At 41.0% G+C, this 18,544-nt stretch carries 17 protein-coding genes and 1 pseudogene; 12 read left to right on the top strand and 6 right to left on the bottom strand.

Annotation, left to right across the window (positions count from 1 at the left end):
- Nucleotides 1–995: 995 nt before the first annotated feature.
- Together ACWATR_RS07970 and ACWATR_RS07965 are read right to left on the bottom strand one after the other, a co-directional pair.
- Nucleotides 996–1,487: an orange carotenoid protein N-terminal domain-containing protein gene (locus ACWATR_RS07970; RefSeq protein ID WP_460331182.1), complete on the bottom strand. Its 492-nt coding sequence runs from the start codon at nt 1,485–1,487 to the stop codon at nt 996–998.
- A 331-nt stretch (nt 1,488–1,818) separates the two neighbouring features.
- Nucleotides 1,819–2,229 (bottom strand): DUF6335 family protein, encoded by a 411-nt coding sequence (locus ACWATR_RS07965; protein ID WP_460331180.1) that lies wholly within the window; start codon nt 2,227–2,229, stop codon nt 1,819–1,821.
- A 341-nt stretch (nt 2,230–2,570) separates the two neighbouring features.
- Between ACWATR_RS07965 and ACWATR_RS07960 the strand changes: the two genes are divergently transcribed.
- The 6 genes from ACWATR_RS07960 (at nt 2,571) to ACWATR_RS07935 (ending at nt 7,534) form a co-directional block, all read left to right on the top strand.
- Complete coding sequence (locus ACWATR_RS07960; protein ID WP_460331177.1) at nt 2,571–2,972, top strand: DUF2267 domain-containing protein; 402 nt, start codon at nt 2,571–2,573, stop codon at nt 2,970–2,972.
- A 107-nt stretch (nt 2,973–3,079) separates the two neighbouring features.
- Entirely contained in the window at nt 3,080–4,177 is a 1,098-nt protein-coding gene (locus ACWATR_RS07955) for a DJ-1/PfpI/YhbO family deglycase/protease (protein WP_435024821.1), read from the top strand.
- 46 nt (nt 4,178–4,223) lie between these two features.
- A complete protein-coding gene (locus ACWATR_RS07950) occupies nt 4,224–4,922 on the top strand; it encodes an SRPBCC family protein (RefSeq protein ID WP_460331174.1) in 699 nt (232 codons plus the stop codon).
- A gap of 258 nt (nt 4,923–5,180) precedes the next feature.
- The gene (locus ACWATR_RS07945) at nt 5,181–5,561 is read left to right on the top strand and encodes a hypothetical protein (RefSeq protein ID WP_460331171.1); all 381 of its coding nucleotides are present in this window, start codon (nt 5,181–5,183) and stop codon (nt 5,559–5,561) included.
- Between the two features lie 343 nt (nt 5,562–5,904).
- On the top strand, nt 5,905–7,074 hold the full coding sequence (locus ACWATR_RS07940) for a zinc-dependent alcohol dehydrogenase (RefSeq protein WP_460331168.1): 1,170 nt from the start codon (nt 5,905–5,907) through the stop codon (nt 7,072–7,074).
- Between the two features lie 118 nt (nt 7,075–7,192).
- Nucleotides 7,193–7,534, top strand: a complete 342-nt coding sequence (locus ACWATR_RS07935) for a cupin domain-containing protein (RefSeq protein WP_460331165.1) — start codon at nt 7,193–7,195, stop codon at nt 7,532–7,534.
- Nucleotides 7,535–7,764: 230 nt separating this feature from the next.
- Here ACWATR_RS07935 and ACWATR_RS07930 read toward each other — a convergent pair whose 3' ends face one another.
- Nucleotides 7,765–8,730 carry an SGNH/GDSL hydrolase family protein gene (locus ACWATR_RS07930; protein ID WP_460331162.1) on the bottom strand — a complete coding sequence of 322 codons (966 nt, stop codon included), beginning with the start codon at nt 8,728–8,730 and terminating at the stop codon, nt 7,765–7,767.
- A 308-nt stretch (nt 8,731–9,038) separates the two neighbouring features.
- Between ACWATR_RS07930 and ACWATR_RS07925 the strand changes: the two genes are divergently transcribed.
- The 3 genes from ACWATR_RS07925 to ACWATR_RS07915 all read left to right on the top strand — a co-directional run bounded on the left by ACWATR_RS07925 (nt 9,039) and on the right by ACWATR_RS07915 (nt 12,630).
- The gene (locus tag ACWATR_RS07925) at nt 9,039–9,215 is read left to right on the top strand and encodes a hypothetical protein (protein WP_460340765.1); all 177 of its coding nucleotides are present in this window, start codon (nt 9,039–9,041) and stop codon (nt 9,213–9,215) included.
- A gap of 176 nt (nt 9,216–9,391) precedes the next feature.
- Nucleotides 9,392–12,286 carry a glycerol-3-phosphate acyltransferase gene (locus ACWATR_RS07920; RefSeq protein WP_460331159.1) on the top strand — a complete coding sequence of 965 codons (2,895 nt, stop codon included), beginning with the start codon at nt 9,392–9,394 and terminating at the stop codon, nt 12,284–12,286.
- Nucleotides 12,283–12,630, top strand: coding sequence for a cupin domain-containing protein (locus tag ACWATR_RS07915; RefSeq protein ID WP_069072789.1), 348 nt, complete (start codon nt 12,283–12,285; stop codon nt 12,628–12,630). Before ACWATR_RS07920 ends, ACWATR_RS07915 begins: the two co-directional genes overlap by 4 nt.
- Before the next feature lie 221 nt (nt 12,631–12,851).
- Here the strand turns inward: ACWATR_RS07915 and ACWATR_RS07910 are convergent, their stop codons facing one another.
- Nucleotides 12,852–14,234, bottom strand: coding sequence for a gluconeogenesis factor YvcK family protein (locus ACWATR_RS07910; protein WP_460331156.1), 1,383 nt, complete (start codon nt 14,232–14,234; stop codon nt 12,852–12,854).
- 175 nt (nt 14,235–14,409) lie between these two features.
- Between ACWATR_RS07910 and ruvC the strand changes: the two genes are divergently transcribed.
- The 3 genes from ruvC (at nt 14,410) to ACWATR_RS07895 (ending at nt 17,226) form a co-directional block, all read left to right on the top strand.
- The gene (gene ruvC / locus ACWATR_RS07905) at nt 14,410–14,901 is read left to right on the top strand and encodes a crossover junction endodeoxyribonuclease RuvC (protein ID WP_181931011.1); all 492 of its coding nucleotides are present in this window, start codon (nt 14,410–14,412) and stop codon (nt 14,899–14,901) included.
- A gap of 683 nt (nt 14,902–15,584) precedes the next feature.
- Nucleotides 15,585–15,863, top strand: a complete 279-nt coding sequence (locus ACWATR_RS07900; protein WP_460331154.1) for a hypothetical protein — start codon at nt 15,585–15,587, stop codon at nt 15,861–15,863.
- Between the two features lie 637 nt (nt 15,864–16,500).
- Complete coding sequence (locus tag ACWATR_RS07895; protein ID WP_460331151.1) at nt 16,501–17,226, top strand: hypothetical protein; 726 nt, start codon at nt 16,501–16,503, stop codon at nt 17,224–17,226.
- A 159-nt stretch (nt 17,227–17,385) separates the two neighbouring features.
- Here ACWATR_RS07895 and ACWATR_RS07890 read toward each other — a convergent pair.
- Both ACWATR_RS07890 and ACWATR_RS07885 read right to left on the bottom strand, forming a co-directional pair.
- Nucleotides 17,386–17,523: pseudogene (locus ACWATR_RS07890) on the bottom strand (Uma2 family endonuclease); the annotation flags it as partial.
- Between the two features lie 48 nt (nt 17,524–17,571).
- Nucleotides 17,572–18,276: a hypothetical protein gene (locus ACWATR_RS07885; RefSeq protein WP_460331149.1), complete on the bottom strand. Its 705-nt coding sequence runs from the start codon at nt 18,274–18,276 to the stop codon at nt 17,572–17,574.
- Nucleotides 18,277–18,544 lie beyond the last annotated feature (268 nt).

The raw sequence follows: 18,544 nt of genomic DNA, 5'->3' as shown, positions 1-18,544 counted from the left end.
CAGAACTGATACTTTGAAAATAGATATCTTGCAACAATTTATGTGGGCAGTGTATCTATTTACCTTGTGGGCAATGTATCATAAGTTAGGTATTAAATAACTCTGAATCCTATTTAGCGATCGCCTCTATTTAAAGAATTAAATATTGAGATATATAGCTTTCATCGATCAACATGTTTATCAGCCATAATAGCTTATGGTAAATTAGTCACAATTTTGTGTTTCCCATAGATATTATTTGGTATTAAATTTTAATAAACTAATTAAATATCCAATGTAAAAAATGAACTATTCCTCTTACTTATCTATATAATTTTAAACATTCAAACTTAGATAAAAATCTAGAATATTAATACAACTAAAGTATATTTAAACCAACCAAAAGGCAGATTAAATCAACTATAATTACTTTTAATATATTGATTACAAAACAAAGGGCGTTACGACTGTAGGGTGCAACTTACCTAAAGACATAGATGATCGCAGAGTAAGAGTTTTAGATTTTACTCTGTGTTTATTTATTCAAAAAAAATAAAGAAGCCAGCCGTCAAAATTCAGCTTTATATCAAGCAACTGGCTAGTAGTATAGAAGCTTTAAGATGATGTTTAAAAAGTCCTCTTGTCAGTAGTAAAACGTTCTAGATCCCCCTAAATCCCCCGATAAATTGGGGGACTTTGACTCCGGTTCCCCTCTTTTTTAAGGCTACCGTGTATACACAAGTTGAATTACCCCCTTAATCCCCCCTTGTAAAGGAGGGAAACCGGAAAATCTTGTTCCCTCCCCTTTGCAAGGGGAGGGTTAGGGTGGGGTAAAACTGACGCATAAACCAGGTGAGTAAACTACTTCAGACTTGTGTATACACCGTAGCTTTTTAAGGGGTTAGGGGGGATCTAAAGTGCCTAAAGTTACAGAGAAATGCTTTTCAAACATCCTCTAACAACCATCGTCATTCAAAAACTAAATAGGTAGCCTCAATGAGGCTAAAGAAAGATTCCTAAATTTCGGCACCTGCTTTTGATTCAGCACCCATTGGCGAAACATAATCGCGGAAAAGAGTAATCTGTTGCTCAAATTCTAATCCTTGAATTCTGCCAAACAACGCTTTAGCTTCTGAAGAAAGTTGATAATCATCAGGCATGGGAATAATAGTGGCATTTTCCATACCTTGAGATAATCGATACCAAAATAGTAGCTTGGTGGTATCACCCAAAGAACCATATTCACGAGAAATTTGAGTATCCACTTTATTAATCAAATCACGCTGAACTTGTAATTGTTGTTCGTGAGATAATTCCTTAACTTGATTAAACAAACCTTCAGCGATTTCTGAAGAAGCAGTGCTAGCACCAGGAGCGGCTGGCGTAATTGAACCGCCTATTTCTTTATAGATAAACCAAAATAAAGCGAGTTGTTGATCCACATTTAAGTTTTGCCAAGCCTGAACATGTTCACGAATAGTTGGATCGTTAGTTTGTGTGTATGCCATGATTAGCTCCAATTACATTTACCAGTACTATTAGCAACATTAACAAATGTATATTTGTACTTTTAACCTACTGAAGACATATGTCTTAGAATCATAAAGAAGAACAATTTTTAGTCCGGTATTAAAAGCATTGCAGTTAGATAATCACCCAAAATCAATAGCTAAAATAATGCTTGGCAAGGGAAAGTTAAAGAAATTAGCAGTTGGAATACTAATTTATGTAGAGATTTTCAAGAGCTATTTCGGTGGATAGATGTTAATTTTATTGTGGCAGTACTTAGAAAAGCACTGCCTAATTTAGAGGCATCCAATTTATGAATGTAGATTGAGCTTATTTTCGCCGATTTTGATAATCTTCAGAAGACTTTGGATCTAACTCCCAGCGATCGCCATCACGATCTTCTAAAATATCATTGGTATGCAGAAACTCAGAATCATCCATTTTTAGCCCCACTGCGGTTCCTATATCCTCAGTTACATTTTGATCGGGAGTAGAAGCAGTACCACCAACAGCCTCATCTCCAACTGCATCTGCATCTTGCCAATAAGCATCAACATCTCCACCAGTGAGTTCAGGACTAGTTTCTGTGTACTCCTGTCTTTGTGCTGCTATTGAGCGCCCACCAATATTGTATCCCGGCAATTCTTTCACACCAGTACCGTAGGATTCGGTAATTTCTTCTGGCAAATCATTGCTTTTGTTTTCGTCATGATGATTTTTTTCTGCCATGATACTAGCCATTTTCTGCATTCTCACAATAACGTTTTCCTGTCACAAACTTGTCTAACTAGAGATGTATAGCTAATAAAATAATCTATCCCCTGGGAACGAAGCTAAACTAGCGATCGCGCCATAAGATTGTAAATATGAATTCATGGTCAAGCAACTTGTAGTTGAAGTTTTTAGTTATGAGTCAGGAGTTATAAAACCGAAACTATTCAGTAGCTAATTTCTTACTCATAACTATTTTATTCAGAAAAAATAAAAATCTAAGTTTAGCATTTTAACTTTTATTGATGTTTTAAAACATCTGAATGCTAAACAACAAGATATTCAATTATTTTGAGCAGCGGAGGTACACAGTGGAATACGACGAATTCATTACACACGTACAAAGCCTTGCCCAATCAGATTCTCGTGAAGAAGCAGAACGTGCTACCCGTGCCACATTAGAAACCCTTAAAGAACGGATAGCTGGTGATGAAGCACAAGAACTAGCTGCAAATTTGCCCCAACAATTAGGCGATTATTTGCGAGGAAGAGAAGGAGATAGTGGTAAAACCTTCAACTTGCAAGAGTTTATTACGCGTGCAAGTCGAAAAGAAAATATAGAACCAACCACAGCGGCAATTCATGTTCGGGCTGTATTTGCAGTGTTGCAAAATGCCATTAGCCCAGAAAAGTTTGCGGCTTTCCACGCCTATTTTTCTCACGACTATGAAGAATTATTTACTATTTCACCAACAGGTGAAGTACCCGCATAGTAGGAAAATCAAAATTTGTCTTCTTAAAACTCGTGGCTGTTAAACTGTCCTGATCGATAAATATTGTAGCTAGTTAAATACTAGAAATAAACAGGTAATACCATTTTATGACTGACCATAACAATCATTCCGGTAAGAAAAAAGTTGCTATCCTCATTGAACAAGCAGTAGAGGATGCAGAATTTACAGTTCCTTATAATGGACTAAAACAAGCAGGAATGGAGGTAGTAGTCCTCGGTTCCCGAATGAATGAAAAATATAAGGGCAAACGCGGTAAACTTAGCATCCAAGCTGATGGTACTACAACAGAAGCGATCGCAGCTGAATTTGATGCAGTGGTGATTCCCGGTGGTATGGCGCCCGACAAAATGCGACGCAACCTCAACACAGTACGCTTTGTACAAGAAGCTATACAACAAGGAAAATTAGTGGCTGCGGTTTGTCACGGGCCACAAGTTTTGATTGAAGGCGACTTACTCAAAGGTAAACAAGTCACTGGGTTTAGCGCTATTGCTAAGGACATGATTAACGCTGGCGCAAATTATGTCGATGAGCCGGTGGTTGTTGACGGAAATTTGATTACATCTCGTGAACCCGGAGACTTGGCAATTTTCACCACAGCTATTTTGAGCCGTTTGGGTTATGGTGGCAAAGATGCTGCATTGCCAAATGAAAAAGACACAACTGCTGAATGGTGGAAACTGGCTGATGCTTGGGGTGGCTCAACTAAAGGTGATATTAGCAGAGGTTTAAATACTGCCCTGACTGGTGAACGTTATTCACTGGAAGCATTGGATAAGTACTTTGAAAAGGAATCAGATAGCCAAATCAAATCACTCTTTCAAGAGATGATTGGTAATAAACAACGCCACATTGAAAAGCTAGAAACCTATCTTCAGCTATTGGGTGAGAAACCCTCTTTAGGAGCAAATATTGCCAATCAGTATGCCAAAGTGAAAACTGCCTTGACAGGAAGTGATGACATATATCAGTTGCGTTCTGCTTTAGGAGATGTACAAACTGGTATCGGCGATATTGGCAATTTGTGTGCAACCTACACTGACCCAGTAGCAACTGCTATTTTCAAAGAAATTTACCACGATTTATTGAAATACGAACAGCGATTAGTAGAGTTGTATCGGGCGCGTATAGGTGCTCAGATTCAGCCTCCTAAGCCGACTACAGGGGCAGCTGTATCAATGTAAGGTTTTTTGGAATGCAACCGCAGAGATGTGATGGAGAGATAAAAAAGTGACTTCAACATCAGGTGATAAACTCATTACCAGTCAGAGTGAAGCTAGTGAAGTAGAGCGTTGGGCATCTCTCATCGGTGGCGGTGCGATGGTGCTGATGGGTTTAAAACAAGGTTCTTTGCGGGGAGCGCTAACGGCTTTAGCTGGTGGCGGTTTGATTTATCAAGGTGCAACCAAGCAAAGCACAATTCAGCAAGCACAGGAAGCAATAGGGATAAACCAACCCATCAAAGTTGAAAAGACGGTAACAATTAATAAATCGGCAGAAGAATTGTATCGCTTTTGGCACAACTTTGAGAATCTGCCCACATTTATGAAACATCTTAAATCTGTCAAGGTGTACAACGAAAAACGTTCTCATTGGATAGCCAATGCACCTTTAGGTAACAGTGTAGAATGGGATGCAGAAATTCTCGAAGACCGGGAAAATGAATTTATTTCTTGGGCTTCTGTGGAGGGTGCAGACGTTGATAATTCTGGTTTTGTCCGCTTCAAAAAAGCACCAGGCGATCGCGGAACGGAAGTAAAGATTGTCTTAGAGTATAACCCACCAGGTGGGGCGTTGGGAGCTACCATAGCTAAACTTTTTGGTGAAGAACCAGAACAGCAAATTGGTGATGAATTGCGCCGCTTTAAAATGCTCATGGAAGCAGGCGAAATTGCCACAACTGAAGGTCAAACTTCTGGACATAATTAGTTTTAAAAAACGCCTGAAAATGGCGAAAAGTTTGCCAAAGCAGAATTGATTAACTACGAAGGAGTTAATGCTGGCGAAGCGTTGAAAGATATACCTAGTAGTCGTGATCACGATTGTCTTTAGATGAGCCATTCCACGGCCATCACATTTTTCAACAAGAAAAGGATAACTCCATCAAAGTTATTCTGAAACCCTGAATGGTAAATAGTCATTCAGTCATTTGAATTGTACACTCAACAGAATGCAATTGAGGTTTTTATGAATCGAGTAATTTCATGGTTGCGGAATATTCGGATTTCCCAAGTACTTGTAGTTTTCCTGGTAGGATTTATGTTTTTACTGGGTCAAGCTTTTAGCTTTGCTAACATAGCACAAGCTGATGTTAAGACCCCAGAGGGTACTTATTATAAAGGTGTACCAGATCAGCAAGGTGAAATCAGAAACGATACCCAAATTAGAAATGCCCAAAATCCGTTAAAAGAAGCTGCTGACAATATCCGTGAAAAGCTAAATTTGGACGAAGAAACTCCTAGAGCTACAAAAGATTTTCTGAAGTCTACAAAAAGCAACGTTGGAGAAAAGGGTCAACCATTAACTGAAACTGAAGAAGGTTATTACCGAACTCCTGCTACCAGATAACGAATAAATAGGGTCTAAGAGGATATTTTAAAAGTCCTCTTCTCGGTATCACAAATTTTAGATCCCCCTAAATCCCCCCCCCGATAAATTGGGGGACTTTGATTCTGGTCTCCCCCTTTTTAAGGGGGATCTAAAAGTGCCTAAAGTCGCAACAAAACACTTTTCAAACAACCTCTAAGCTTATTATAAAAATTTTTAAGTCTCATGGTTTGACTAATATATTGTTGTATAAGCTTTGAGTAGTTACTGAGACGCGATAATTATCGCTTCTCTAAATTAGACCAAATCAAGATATTTATCTTGATATTATTTAGCCATAAATTCTAATTAAGGAATAATAGTTATGAAAGCAGTTTGCTGGTATGGAGCAAACGATGTGCGGGTGGAAACAGTTCCCGACCCCAAAATTATCAATCCACGTGATGCCATTATTAAAATTACTTCCACAGCAATTTGTGGTTCTGATTTGCATCTTTACAATGGCTACATTCCCACAATGAAAAAGGGCGATATCCTGGGTCATGAATTCATGGGGGAAGTCGTAGAACTGGGAAATGCAGTTAAAAATGTGAAAGTAGGCGATCGCGTTGTTGTTCCTTTCACCATCTCCTGCGGTAACTGCTTTTTCTGCAATCGGGATTTATGGTCACTGTGCGACAACTCTAACCCCAATGCTTGGTTAGTAGAAAAGCAAATGGGTCATTCACCATCAGGTCTATTTGGCTACTCTCACTTATTTGGTGGTTATGCTGGTGGTCAAGCAGAGTATGCACGAGTGCCATTTGCCGATGTCGGTCTGTTCAAAATTCCCGATGGTTTAACGGATGAGCAAGTACTATTTTTAACTGACATTTTCCCCACTGGATATATGGCAGCTGAGAACTGCAACATCAAACCTGGTGATATTGTCGCCATTTGGGGTTGTGGCCCAGTGGGACAATTCGCTATTAAAAGCGCATATCTTCTTGGTGCAGAACGGGTTATTGCCATTGACCGCATTCCTGAACGCTTACAAATGGCTAAAGAATACGGCAAAGCTGAAGTCCTTAACTACGAAGAAGTGGATGTTGGTGAAGCACTCAAAGAAATGACTGGCGGTCGTGGCCCCGATGCTTGCATTGATGCAGTAGGAATGGAGGCACACGGCACAGATTTTATGGCGTTGTACGACCAAGTAAAGCAAGCAGTACGTTTAGAAACAGACCGTCCGACGGCATTACGACAAGTAATTGTGTCTTGTAGGAAAGGTGGTCACGTATCAATTCCGGGTGTATATGGTGGCTTTGTAGACAAAGTGCCAATGGGTGCTGCTATGAACAAGGGACTAACCTTGAAAATGGGACAAACACATGTCCACAAGTATCTAAAACCTTTGCTAGAACACGTTCAAAACGGTGAAATTGATCCGACCTTTATCATCACTCACAGATTACCTCTAGAACAAGCGCCCCACGGCTACGAAATTTTTAAGGACAAGAAAGATAACTGCATCAAAGTCGTACTGAAACCGTAAAGGGAATAGGGATTAGGTTACAGGGTACAGGGTTACAGATTATGCCCTATCACCTGTCACCTTTCACCTCTCCCCTAATCCCAATGCCCAAAGTTAAAACTATAAAGAGGCAAAAAATATGTCTGATACAACCGTTATCAAAGTAGACTCTAGCCATTCTCCTAAAGGTCAACTTGGTCAGAAATATCTTGCATCTGGCAAAAGTATTTCCATGCGCCTGTGGGAGAATGAGCAACCAAATGAACCTAAAGATTTAACAGCACGGGAATATGAGACTGTTGGTTACGTAATTAGTGGTCGTGCAGAATTACATATTGAAGGGCAAACCATTTTACTAGAGCCTGGAAGTTCTTGGATAGTACCAAAAGGAGCCAGCCACACCTATAAAATTCTAGAACCATTCACTGCTGTTGAAGCAACCAGTCCACCCGCTCAAGTTCACGGGCGAGATGAAAACTGATTTGCAGTGATCTAAAATTTTGCGATCGCTAAAAAATTATAGCCGCTTTCAATGGTATGGAAACATAGAGCATTCGTAGGGGAACAAGAATAGACCTCTTGCAAAAACATATTTTTGCAAGAGAGGGAAAAGGGTAAAGGTTAAAGGGAAAGGATTTTGAGTGTCTTTACCCTTTTCCCCGACTTTTGCAAGAAGTCTAATATTGTTCCTCTTTTTACTGTGCATGAATATTAGCGATGAAGTGACACTTCCCCCAGTATTTCCAAAAGCGATCGCTCCATAACTTCACTGACAAATTTATTGCCTTGCAAGTTGAGGTGAATATGGTCGTGAAACAAACCTTGCGGGTTGGTGGTTGAATTGAAGCTTGGCAAAAAATCTATATAGTTAATTTGCTGCGCTTTGGTAAAATCGCTCAAGCGCTGACGTGCTTTAATTTCGTAATCACGGGGGCCAGGTTCACCAATTTCTCGCAGTAAGGGAGTCATAACGAGCAGAAAATGGCTGTTAGTTTGACGAGTCAGGGCTTGAATTTTAGCGATCGCCTCCAGATTAATCCCCACGCGATCGCCTGGTTCATTTTGCACTGCTTTCATTTCGGGAATTGGCTTTTGCTTAACGATATAACGCTGCCACACTTCCACTAATGCCAGGGGAGGTTTACTATCTGGATAATTGCGATCGCGTCCTACTGGTAAAGATGTCGGAGGAGTAGCAAATAAATCATCGGTATTAATTAATAACACCACTGCTTGCGCGTTTAAATTGCCAAACTTCTCCAAATAAGCTAATTCGTTCCTTGGCCCCCAAGAGTTAGCTGAAGCATTTAGTACTTCTACTTCCTGGTAATTACTATTAGTGGATGATGTCAAAGAACGCATCATCAAACTAGATATTGTATTAGTCTGATCTGTCCACCATCCACCGTTAGCAATAGAATCACCCAGCAGTAAAACTCGCAGTTCAGAAGATGCAGGTATCTTTTTTATCGGACTACCCCGCATAGAATATTCATTAATTTCAATGCGATTACCAAAACGACGGGTACGCTGGTTAGGAGCTAATAAATAACCAATCTGCTCATCGCCAATATAAATCAGGGGATTACCAAAACCAAACAGCGATCGCAGTCCGATCTCCACTACTACAAACAATCCCACAACCACCGCCGCAATTATTATCAGTGCCACTTTCACCTACTCACAACCTTTTATACACATTTGTCAATTGTCATTTGTCATTAGTCATTTGTCATTGGGCATAGGAAGTTAAAATTAGAAGGTTTCGGTTCAAAGTTGAGCTTCCAAAGATGAAAGTTGAGTTTGTTAACTACCCAATGCCCCATGCCCAATGCCCCATTCCCCATTCCATTTTGTATAAATAAAATTAATACCTCTAAAGAAGTAAGTAATTTTGGGGTTTTAAAAATTGTGAAAGTTAAACAAAATAGTATTGGGAATTTAACATCATCTGCAAATAGAAGGACTACAATCAAAACGGACAAATGTTTCATGCTCCAACAATAGAGGATTACAAAGCTATGTCCGACTTAAATCGAGGAATTATGAAATTTGAGGGTGCAGATTCCCCAAAAGTAGTCACCATCTCTACCGTGTTGCTTTTGGGATCGATCGCTGCTCTCATAATCTGGGCGCTGCAAGCTGCCTATGCGCTAAACTAAAACCATTAGTAGCCTAGAAGGACACTTGTCTTAAACGGTTTCCGTCGTAGCCAAGTGTCCATTTAGCAACTAGTAAATAAAAGCGCCCTAATCACCATCAAAAATTTCAGAAAAACTTTAGATTTGAGATTTGAGGTTTTAGATGGAAAATTTAAATCTAAAATCCAAAATCCAGAATGTTTGAACCTTGGGGTGTCTTAGTTATTTTAATTATCTGCCCCCTCTTGGGCGGATTACCGCTGATTGCATGGATTACTTACGCCCTGAAGCGGAAGCAATTATCACAGCTCGGTACAAAAAATATTAGTGTATCGGCTGCCTTTTATCATGGTGGTAAAGTTGTCGGAATTCTGGCAGTCTTGTCAGAGGCTTTGAAAGGAGTTGCAGCAGTCTTACTCAGCCGCGCTTTCTTCCCAGATGGCTCGTCTTGGGAATTAATTGCCCTGATCGCTCTGGTAATCGGTAGATACTGGATAGGCAGAGGGGCAGGTACGACAAATGTTGTCTGGGGATTTGTCGTACATGATCCACTGGTGGCAATATTTGTATCTTTCTTTGCAGGTATTAGTTTTACAATTCTGCAATCAAGAAAGGTGGTTAAATTTGGAGTTTTACTGCTCTTTCCTCTGTTTGTGACCCTGCTGCACCTGAGCGATATCCCCAGAATGCTGGCTGCTGTTGCTTTAGCTGCTTTAATGGCCTGGATTTATACCAGAATTCCTGATGATATGAATCTGCCAGCCCAAGAGGCACAAACAGAATCGCAAGCGATGTTGGAATTTTTACGCGGCGATCGCACAATGGTTTCTTTAGATGAAGAGTTGGATGCTGCCATCGTCGGAGAAAAGGCAGCTACGTTATCTCAAATTAAGCGCTGGGGCTATTCAGTTCCGAAGGGGTGGGTACTCGCCCCAATTGACGATCCCCAAGGGTTGACAGAATTTCTCCAGCCATCAGAATTATCCCCCTTGGTGGTACGTTCCTCGGCTATTGGAGAAGACTCAGAAAACGCTTCCGCCGCTGGACAATATGAAACAGTTTTAAATGTTACCAGCCCAGAGGCATTACAAGCAGCGATCGCTCAAGTTAAAACTTCTTATAATCACCCATCTGCTGTCCAATATCGGCGCGATCGCGGCTTAAATGATACAGCAATGGCTGTGTTGATTCAGCAACAAGTTCAGAGTGTATATTCTGGTGTCGCTTTCAGCCGCGATCCCATTACCCAGCAAGGTGATGCGATTATCATTGAAGCCCTTCCAGGTAGCCCGACGCAAGTCGTTTCGGGAAAAGTCACACCAGAACAATATCGCGCTTTTGTCGTTGAAACGGAAAATTCTTACTCTGTACAATTAGAGGGTGAAGGACGAGTCCCGCAATCATTAATCAAGCAAGTTGCATACTTAGCCTACCGACTCGAAAAGCGTTATCATGGCACTCCTCAAGATATTGAGTGGAGTTATGACGGTCAAACACTCTGGGTTTTGCAATCTCGACCGATCACCACTCTGTTGCCCATGTGGACACGCAAAATCGCCGCTGAAGTGATTCCTGGAGTAATTCACCCTTTAACATGGTCAATTAATCGTCCCTTAACTTGTGGAGTTTGGGGAGAACTGTTTACTTTAGTTTTAGGCGATCGCGCCTTGGGGTTAGATTTTGCCGAAACAGCAACTCTGCATTATTCCAGAGCCTACTTTAATGCATCCCTCTTAGGAGATATTTTTATCCGGATGGGACTACCACCGGAAAGTTTGGAATTTTTAACCAGAGGAGCGAAATTAAGTAAACCGTCCTTGCAATCAACCTGGGAAAATTTGCCAGGACTAGGGAAGTTGCTGAAGCGGGAATTAAGTTTAGAAAAGGATTTCAAGCAGGATTATCATCAACGCTTCATTCCTGGGTTGTCACAGTTGGCACAGGAAGATATAGATAACTTGGAACCAGCCAAGCTGTTAGCAAGAATTGATTTTATTCTGGAGTTACTGCGTCATGGTACGTATTACAGCATTTTAGCTCCCTTAAGTGCAGCCCTGAGACAGGCGATTTTCCGGGTAAAAGATAGCCAGATTGATAACAGTGTTACCCCAGAAGTAGCGGCATTGCGATCGCTCAGTGCAATAGCTACAGATGCCAAGCAGGTATTGCAGGAATTTGAGCCACAGCAGGTATTTGAGCAATTAAAGCAAACCCCAGAAGGAGAAAAGATCCTAGAAGAATTTAACGAATTGCTTCAGGATTACGGCTATTTAAGTGAAGTGGGAACTGATATCTCCGTTCCCACTTGGCGGGAAAATCCCCAGATGATCAAGCAGATGTTTGTGCAGTTAATGCAGGGGAACGAACCACAAGCAGGGGCAAAAGATGCGATTAATAGTATCTTTGCTGTTAAGCGCAAACGTTCTTTTGTGCAACGCCGTGTAGATATCAAAGGACGAGTTACCGAAGTTTACTCACGGCTTTTAGCTGAATTGCGTTGGAGTTTTGTCGCTTTAGAAAAGGTTTGGTTAAAGTCCGGCTTACTCAGGAAAACAAGCGATATCTTTTTTGTCAACTTTGATGAAGTGCGGCGTCTAATCGTGGATGAAGATGCCAGCTTAATTGAGCAGTTAGATGAGTTAGTGGAATTTAGGCGATCGCAATTTGTCCAAGATAGCGAGATTATTCAAATACCCTTTTTAGTCTACGGCAATACACCTCCTCATCCCTTAGCTGCCTCTCCACTGTACTCTGACCAAATTTTACAAGGCATTGGAGCCAGTCACGGGCAAGCCGAAGGCAGAGTGAAGGTGTTGCGAAACTTACAAGACATTCCAGAGATTGACCGAGATACGATTCTGGTTGTGCCTTACACAGATTCCGGCTGGGCGCCATTGTTATTAAGGGCTGGGGGATTAATAGCCGAAGCTGGTGGCAGGCTGTCTCACGGTGCGATCGTTGCTCGTGAGTATGGAATTCCCGCTGTAATGGATGTGCGAGGTGCTACATGGATTTTGCAAGATGGTCAACGGGTACGGATTGATGGGTCTAGAGGTATTGTGGAATTATCTAACGATTTAAGACCCGAATGATTACCACTTCTCTGAAAAACTTGCCTGAAGAGTCTGTTTCTCACAATCCCGAAATCAAGAAAAAGGTAATGCTACGCTTCGGCGATTTACCTCACCTGACTAACTTTTCTCAAGCACGTTTTGCTCCTGGACAAACCGCACCAGCACACGCGCATCAAGATATGTGCGAAGTCTTCTTTGTGGAAGCTGGTTCAGGAGTAATTCACATTGATGGTAAAGAATACCCCCTACTTCCGGGAAACTGCGTAGCCATAGAACCAGGAGAAGTACATGAAGTTGTCAATAGTGGCTCAACTGAGCTTGTTTTGACATACTTTGGTTTACGAGTGGAAATATCAGCTTAAATCGTCATCATACTGAGTAGCACAAACTGAATTATCGAATGGAGGAAGCGATTAAACAGGAACATATTCCAACCACAGTAAAACTTCCAACCACAGTAAAACCTCGCACAAAGAATGATAGTTGATAGCAAAAAATACTGTTATCATTCCTTCAGCGAGGAAATGCCAAAAGCCTTGTTATGTAAGCTTTTAAGGCTCAAGCCTCTGCTGTTAACTACTTCTCAAGAAACATCTTTTCTTCCGTGATGGCCTCTACCGTACCACCGCAATAACACTTGTGCTAGTTTCTGGGGATTGTGACGTACAAAACCTGTTTCATCTTCATACAAAACATTAGCTGGAACAATTCTTCGCCCTAGCTGAATTACGGCTTCTCTATCGAGGAAAACAGGATGGGAGTTTTGTTGAGCGTAGCGGATGAGTGATTGCTCTGATGGCGATTTTTTGTGTATTAGTACAGCATCGAATAGCCGCCTTTCTCCACAAGCAGCATCAATTGCTCTGATGTGATCGGCAACAGTGTAGCCTTCAGTTTCACCTGGTTGAGTCATTATATTGCAGATATAAATACGGGGGGCATCTGTTTGAGCGATCGCATCGGCAATTTCTGGTACTAGTAAATTAGGAATCAGGCTTGTATAAAGGCTACCTGGCCCAATGATAATGTAATCAGCTTCTTTAAGTGCCTTAATAGCTGCTGGCACCGCCGGAGGATTAGCTGGAATGCAGCCAATTTTGACAATTTTACCGCCAGCTTTGGGAATGCTAGACTCCCCGTCAATACGACGACCATCGGCTAATTCTGCCCAGAGGCGAACATCACTAAGAGTTGCTGGTAGTACTTGTCCTCGTACCGCTAGCACTTTAGAACTGGCTGCAACTGCTTGTTCTAAATCTCCAGTAATATCACTCATTGCCGTTAAAAACAAATTGCCAAAACTGTGACCGGTTAATCCATCTCCAGCCCGAAAACGGTATTGAAACAATTCTGTTAATAACTTTTCTTCATCTGCTAGTGCAGCCAAACAATTGCGAATATCCCCTGGTGGTAGGACTCCAAATTCTTGGCGCAATCGTCCAGAAGATCCACCATCATCGGCTACAGTTACAATCGCAGTAATATTAGCGCTGTAGGTTTTCAGTCCCCTCAACAACGTAGAAAGTCCTGTACCACCACCAATTACTACTATTTTCGGGCCTCGGTACAATCGACGATGAGCCATCAAGACATCAATGAGTTCCTCGCCACCTTCTGCTCTTAGTACCTTAGTAATTGAGCCTACGGTGCGAGTTTGCCCCCAAAGCACTAACAGTAAACCGCCAAGCAGCACCAAAGGGCCGCTAATATAGTTGGGTAGGATGTTGGTGATTACTCCCAGGAAACCCCTAACCAACTCGATCATCCAAAAAATTGGGGTCAGCTTAATCCAAATAGCTAACCCCAAACTCGCCAGCAGTACACCCCCAACACTGATCAACAACCAACGTTTTACCGATAGTCCAGGGGATAACCATTTGAACCACTGGTTAACCCGATAGGAAGTACGAGAACGCGATTGCTTTTGCAGGGCGTTGAGGGCTTGTCTGAGAAAACCAATTGACATACCTGATTCGGAGCAGTGCTACAAACAATAATTAACAGAAAATGTACACCACTTGGTTTAAAACCCTAGGCGTGAAACTATTATATTTGTCAATCCCATTAGACTTAAGAGCAAGTGGTCAAGATTGCCAGTATTCCTAGTTAAACAATACCCTGGCTTGGTAAAAGTGAATTTAATGGAAAAACGAATTTTAGGGTTAGATCCAGGACTAGCAATTCTAGGATTTGGGGCAATTAGCTGCATACAAAATCCCAAAAAGGTGCAAGAGACTACAGTAAATATGCTGGATTTTGGAGTAATTAAAACATCGGCGGATGTAGAAATGGGACTGCGCCTATGTACCTTATTCGATGATTTACACACCGTGATGGAGGAATTTCAACCGGATTTGGTTGCGATCGAGAAACTATTCTTCTATCGTATGTCAAGTACAATCCTGGTTGCACAGGCGCGGGGTATAGTCATTTTGGTGTTGGGTCAGCGTCGTCTTCCCTATGTAGAGTTTACTCCTGCTCAAATTAAACAAGCTTTAACGGGATATGGCAATGCCGATAAGTCGGAAGTACAAGAAGCGGTGGCGCGGGAGTTAGATTTAGATGAGATTCCCAAGCCTGATGATGCTGCGGATGCTTTAGCGGTGGCTTTGACGGCTTCTTATCAGTTGTAGGTGTTTTCAGGAGGTCGAACGCAAGAGCGTGTCGTAGACAAGGCAGGATAGCGCAGCAGGAGAGTCCGGGAGCGTCGGCAGCAGGAACCCACTCTTACTTATAGTAGGAGTGAATGTATGTTTCAACCAATAACGTGGCTAAATATTCAGGTGCAATAGCGGGCTTATAAAAAGCTCTATTCCTGGGTTTTAGACTAATAAAGCTGTTTAGTAATAGCCCATTATTCATTAACCAGCTATCTGGAATTTAGCGAGTAAACAAGGAAGTATTAGAACTTTCTTTACTACCAATTAGGGGAGCAAATGTTAATTTGCAGCTTATATTAATTAGATGGGGTAATGATAATTTTCCAAAGTTTACCAATTCCTAATAACTAGCTAAACCGAGAAACTGTGGCTAAAGTCATGGTCATATTCATGACTTTTTTCATTAGATATTGTTTAACAAATTTATATAATAGTCGTATCAAATCAGAGTAATAGTTCGATTTTAAACCAAAAGTGCTAGATAATTAGCAGAAGCTAATCCCTAATCATCACTTTTCCCTTTTTTATATCTAATCAGACTACCAAAGCTAAGTTACAAGTATTTCGGGAGATTTCTGGAACAAGCATTGCACCTTGTGTAGTCAAATTCAAATTCCAACATCACTTGATGCTTTTATCAGCTCAAGGGGGGACTTATGATTAATCGGGCTATAGACATAATCTTTGTAGATTCATTGGCCTTTGTCATCAATGTCACATTTGGCACACTACTTCATAGTAAAATATGCAATTACTCGTGGGAAGGAAAACCACTCTTAGATCCACAACCAGAAGAAATTAGCTCTGATCCGTCGATTTCAACATCATCTTCGGAAAATATAGATTTAAGCACTCCTGTCCTAAGCAAATATCCCAAAGTGAATGCAAAAATGAAAGCAGAAGCTTTGAGTAAAAATAGTTCAACGAGTGCGTAGATCGCAATCATTGGTCATGAAATAGGGTGTGGATAATACGGTTTGTAGGGGCAATTCATAAATTGCCCCTACAGCAGAGTTTTGGGTAAATCCTCTAGGCGCATCTTCAAAAAGAAACGGTATAAGGAGCAAGGGGAAGAGATTCTTCTTCCCTTTACAAATAAAATATGCCTAAAAAATTTGTAGTATCCTCTTGACATTATGTAGGCTTTATACTACAAATGTAATATAAAGATGAAAGTCTCTTTAAAAGGCAAAACTAAAACCTCTAGCAGCCTTGACAATTGCCTGGATGCTACTTTTTGGGAATTAGTTTAGCAGCTTCTTTCGGTAGTGCCCACTTTTGGGGCCGCGATTGGTGTTCGACTGCTCTGAAACCAACAAACGGACGGTTGCAGGATTCGGGTTCAATTCCCGACGGCTCCACTAAACTCTACTTCGATTGAAGTTAATTGATATTACCTCTTTCTCTTTCCGCACCCTGACTTTTCTTATTCAGAATTCTGTATTCTGTATTCTTCTTCAAATCGTATTTGTCTATAACCTTTACTTAATAAAGAGGTGAGTTCAATGATGTTAGCTAACTCATGTTTAATCACAACTCAATTAGTACAACTGCATTTAAACAACGTGAGATATGAGCGAACATCGTTTGAGCGAGATTGTGATTGAGCGTCCTCGCGGTGGGAGGAGAATCAGTCTTAAAAAGGTGACTGGTTTTAAGAAGCAATTATACAAACTCACCGAGGAAGCAATTCAGGATGGATTGTTGAATTCCTACCTGATTAAACCAATAAACAAATCCAAATATCTTTCAGATCATCTCGGCCCCTTGCGGCGGTTTTTGCGATCGCAAGTTGGACAGCCTTGGAATGACGTTTACAGCCAACTTTGTCAACGATTAGATCCCAAAACAATGGCCGGACAGCATGTTGTCGATCATGTGTGGGACTATGTTGAACGGCATGTAGAAATAATTGATGGTAGTTTCTATAGCAAGCCTTACCGAGGGTATCGAATTCAGCTAGATGCAAGCTATCGCGATCGCTTCTATATTCATCCTGAAACTGGAATTCTTTGTGCAGCCGAGAAAATACCTCGAAAACAGCAGCAAAAGCAGAAAGAAACTGATATTGTCATCATTGATAATTATCATCAATACCAGAAGATAAACGAGATTTGGTATTTAATTACCTTTGAAGATTTTCCACCACCACCGACTCATTATGTGACGGATGTTGTCAAAGGTATAATTTATCGTTCTGCCGCAATGTATAGAAGCCAAACAATTTACGCTGTCAGGAAACAACAGTGTAGTAAGAAGGAAATTCGATTTATTTTAAATCAACTTTCTCAAAACTAAAATTTTCACTTCGTGCCCTAACTGGATTTGAAAGTTGGGGCATCTTTCAGGCTGTGGATGAGAAGACACAGCAAGAGTTGTGGAAGAAGCAGACTTGCCGCAAATTGGGGAATATCTGCAACACTTTCCCCAAGTACGACTGCGGTTAGCACACTCACTGCTCTGAATTGGGCTGTGTTCTCTTTGCGGTATCGGTTTTTGGATGATATGCCCATCAATGTATTCACTGGCGGGTTCTGTCTCTGACAGATCCAGGAATTCACTTAGAGTCAGGGCTTTCGCAGAGAACTGTACAATTTAAGGTTTTTGTCAAAAATTCATCATTCATCATCAAGATGTTGGAGATTATTGGCACATTTGCAACGTGCGGCGATCGCTAGCAGTGATAGAATTTAACCGATGAAAGTCTTGCAGAGCCACGGAGTAATCATAAGAGTTATACTCATTCTCACTCACGTTGGGCAGTTTATTGCTTGTAGCTACCTGATTCGATTGATTAGAGTTAGCTTCATTTGACGAACTATTAACCGTCATTGCCAACTCTCCTGATGGGTTGATTGTACCCTGAAAACAATTAAATTCTGATTGGGGCATATACAAAGCACCCGTTACCTTGCCTTGCTGCTTTTGAAAAATGATATAACCTTGACCAAGCTCGTTTGCTTTTGGGGATTGACCATAGAGGTAAATCCCATCTTTTACAGGAAAATTTGCTTTTGGTAAAACTCCTGCGCCTTTTGTAGTTCCCTGAGTATCGGGAACCAATGCTGTGATTGTAGGTACTGTTTTTCCACCTCCAGAAGCCGCATTCAGTTGACTTCTCTGCTCCCGAACTTTTCTCAGCTGCGACAAAAGAGAGTTTTCAGAGCTTTTCTGAATCTGAGCCGATGATGAGCTTTTCTGAATCTGAGCCGATGATAATGGAGAATCTTTAACTGATACTACTTGAGTCTGCTTGGCTATACAGCCGAAACCGAGAAGTAAGCCTAAGCCCGCAAGGGAAATTCCCCACTGACGGGGAGATAATAACTGATGAAGGTTGTTAAGCACCCTACTTCTCCTGTTAAAAAACTAACTAAGTTCTAAGAACTTACTTAAATCATAACCAAGTCTTAATTGTTAAAGACTTTATTTACGACTTATATTACTATTGTCCAAAAAAGAAAACTGTCAAAAACAAAAGTTTTTATTTAATTTGGTTCAACAATCTTAGATTATCATCAGTTAGAGTCTTTATAACAGAAGGCAGGAGGCAGGAGGCTTTGTATGTCGCTGCACTCTACTCAATACAATTATTCTTTTAAACTGGGTATAAACT

The sequence above is a fragment of the Nostoc sp. UIC 10890 genome (assembly GCF_054786515.1).
The sequence above is the reverse complement of the archived record's forward strand: the minus strand, read 5'-3'. Positions and strand labels throughout refer to the sequence as shown.

Excerpts from the sequence above, each read along its gene's own strand:
- ACWATR_RS07965 (WP_460331180.1), bottom strand. The coding sequence starts at position 2,229 with ATGGCTAGTATCATGGCAGAAAAAAATCATCATGACGAAAACAAAAGC.
- ACWATR_RS07910 (WP_460331156.1), bottom strand. The coding sequence starts at position 14,234 with ATGTCAATTGGTTTTCTCAGACAAGCCCTCAACGCCCTGCAAAAGCAA.
- ACWATR_RS07945 (WP_460331171.1), top strand. The coding sequence starts at position 5,181 with ATGAATCGAGTAATTTCATGGTTGCGGAATATTCGGATTTCCCAAGTA.
- ACWATR_RS07920 (WP_460331159.1), top strand. The coding sequence starts at position 9,392 with ATGTTTGAACCTTGGGGTGTCTTAGTTATTTTAATTATCTGCCCCCTC.
- ACWATR_RS07925 (WP_460340765.1), top strand. The coding sequence starts at position 9,039 with ATGTTTCATGCTCCAACAATAGAGGATTACAAAGCTATGTCCGACTTA.
- ACWATR_RS07915 (WP_069072789.1), top strand. The coding sequence starts at position 12,283 with ATGATTACCACTTCTCTGAAAAACTTGCCTGAAGAGTCTGTTTCTCAC.
- ACWATR_RS07935 (WP_460331165.1), top strand. The coding sequence starts at position 7,193 with ATGTCTGATACAACCGTTATCAAAGTAGACTCTAGCCATTCTCCTAAA.
- ruvC (WP_181931011.1), top strand. The coding sequence starts at position 14,410 with ATGGAAAAACGAATTTTAGGGTTAGATCCAGGACTAGCAATTCTAGGA.
- ACWATR_RS07970 (WP_460331182.1), bottom strand. The coding sequence starts at position 1,487 with ATGGCATACACACAAACTAACGATCCAACTATTCGTGAACATGTTCAG.
- ACWATR_RS07895 (WP_460331151.1), top strand. The coding sequence starts at position 16,501 with ATGAGCGAACATCGTTTGAGCGAGATTGTGATTGAGCGTCCTCGCGGT.
- ACWATR_RS07955 (WP_435024821.1), top strand. The coding sequence starts at position 3,080 with ATGACTGACCATAACAATCATTCCGGTAAGAAAAAAGTTGCTATCCTC.
- ACWATR_RS07900 (WP_460331154.1), top strand. The coding sequence starts at position 15,585 with ATGATTAATCGGGCTATAGACATAATCTTTGTAGATTCATTGGCCTTT.
- ACWATR_RS07940 (WP_460331168.1), top strand. The coding sequence starts at position 5,905 with ATGAAAGCAGTTTGCTGGTATGGAGCAAACGATGTGCGGGTGGAAACA.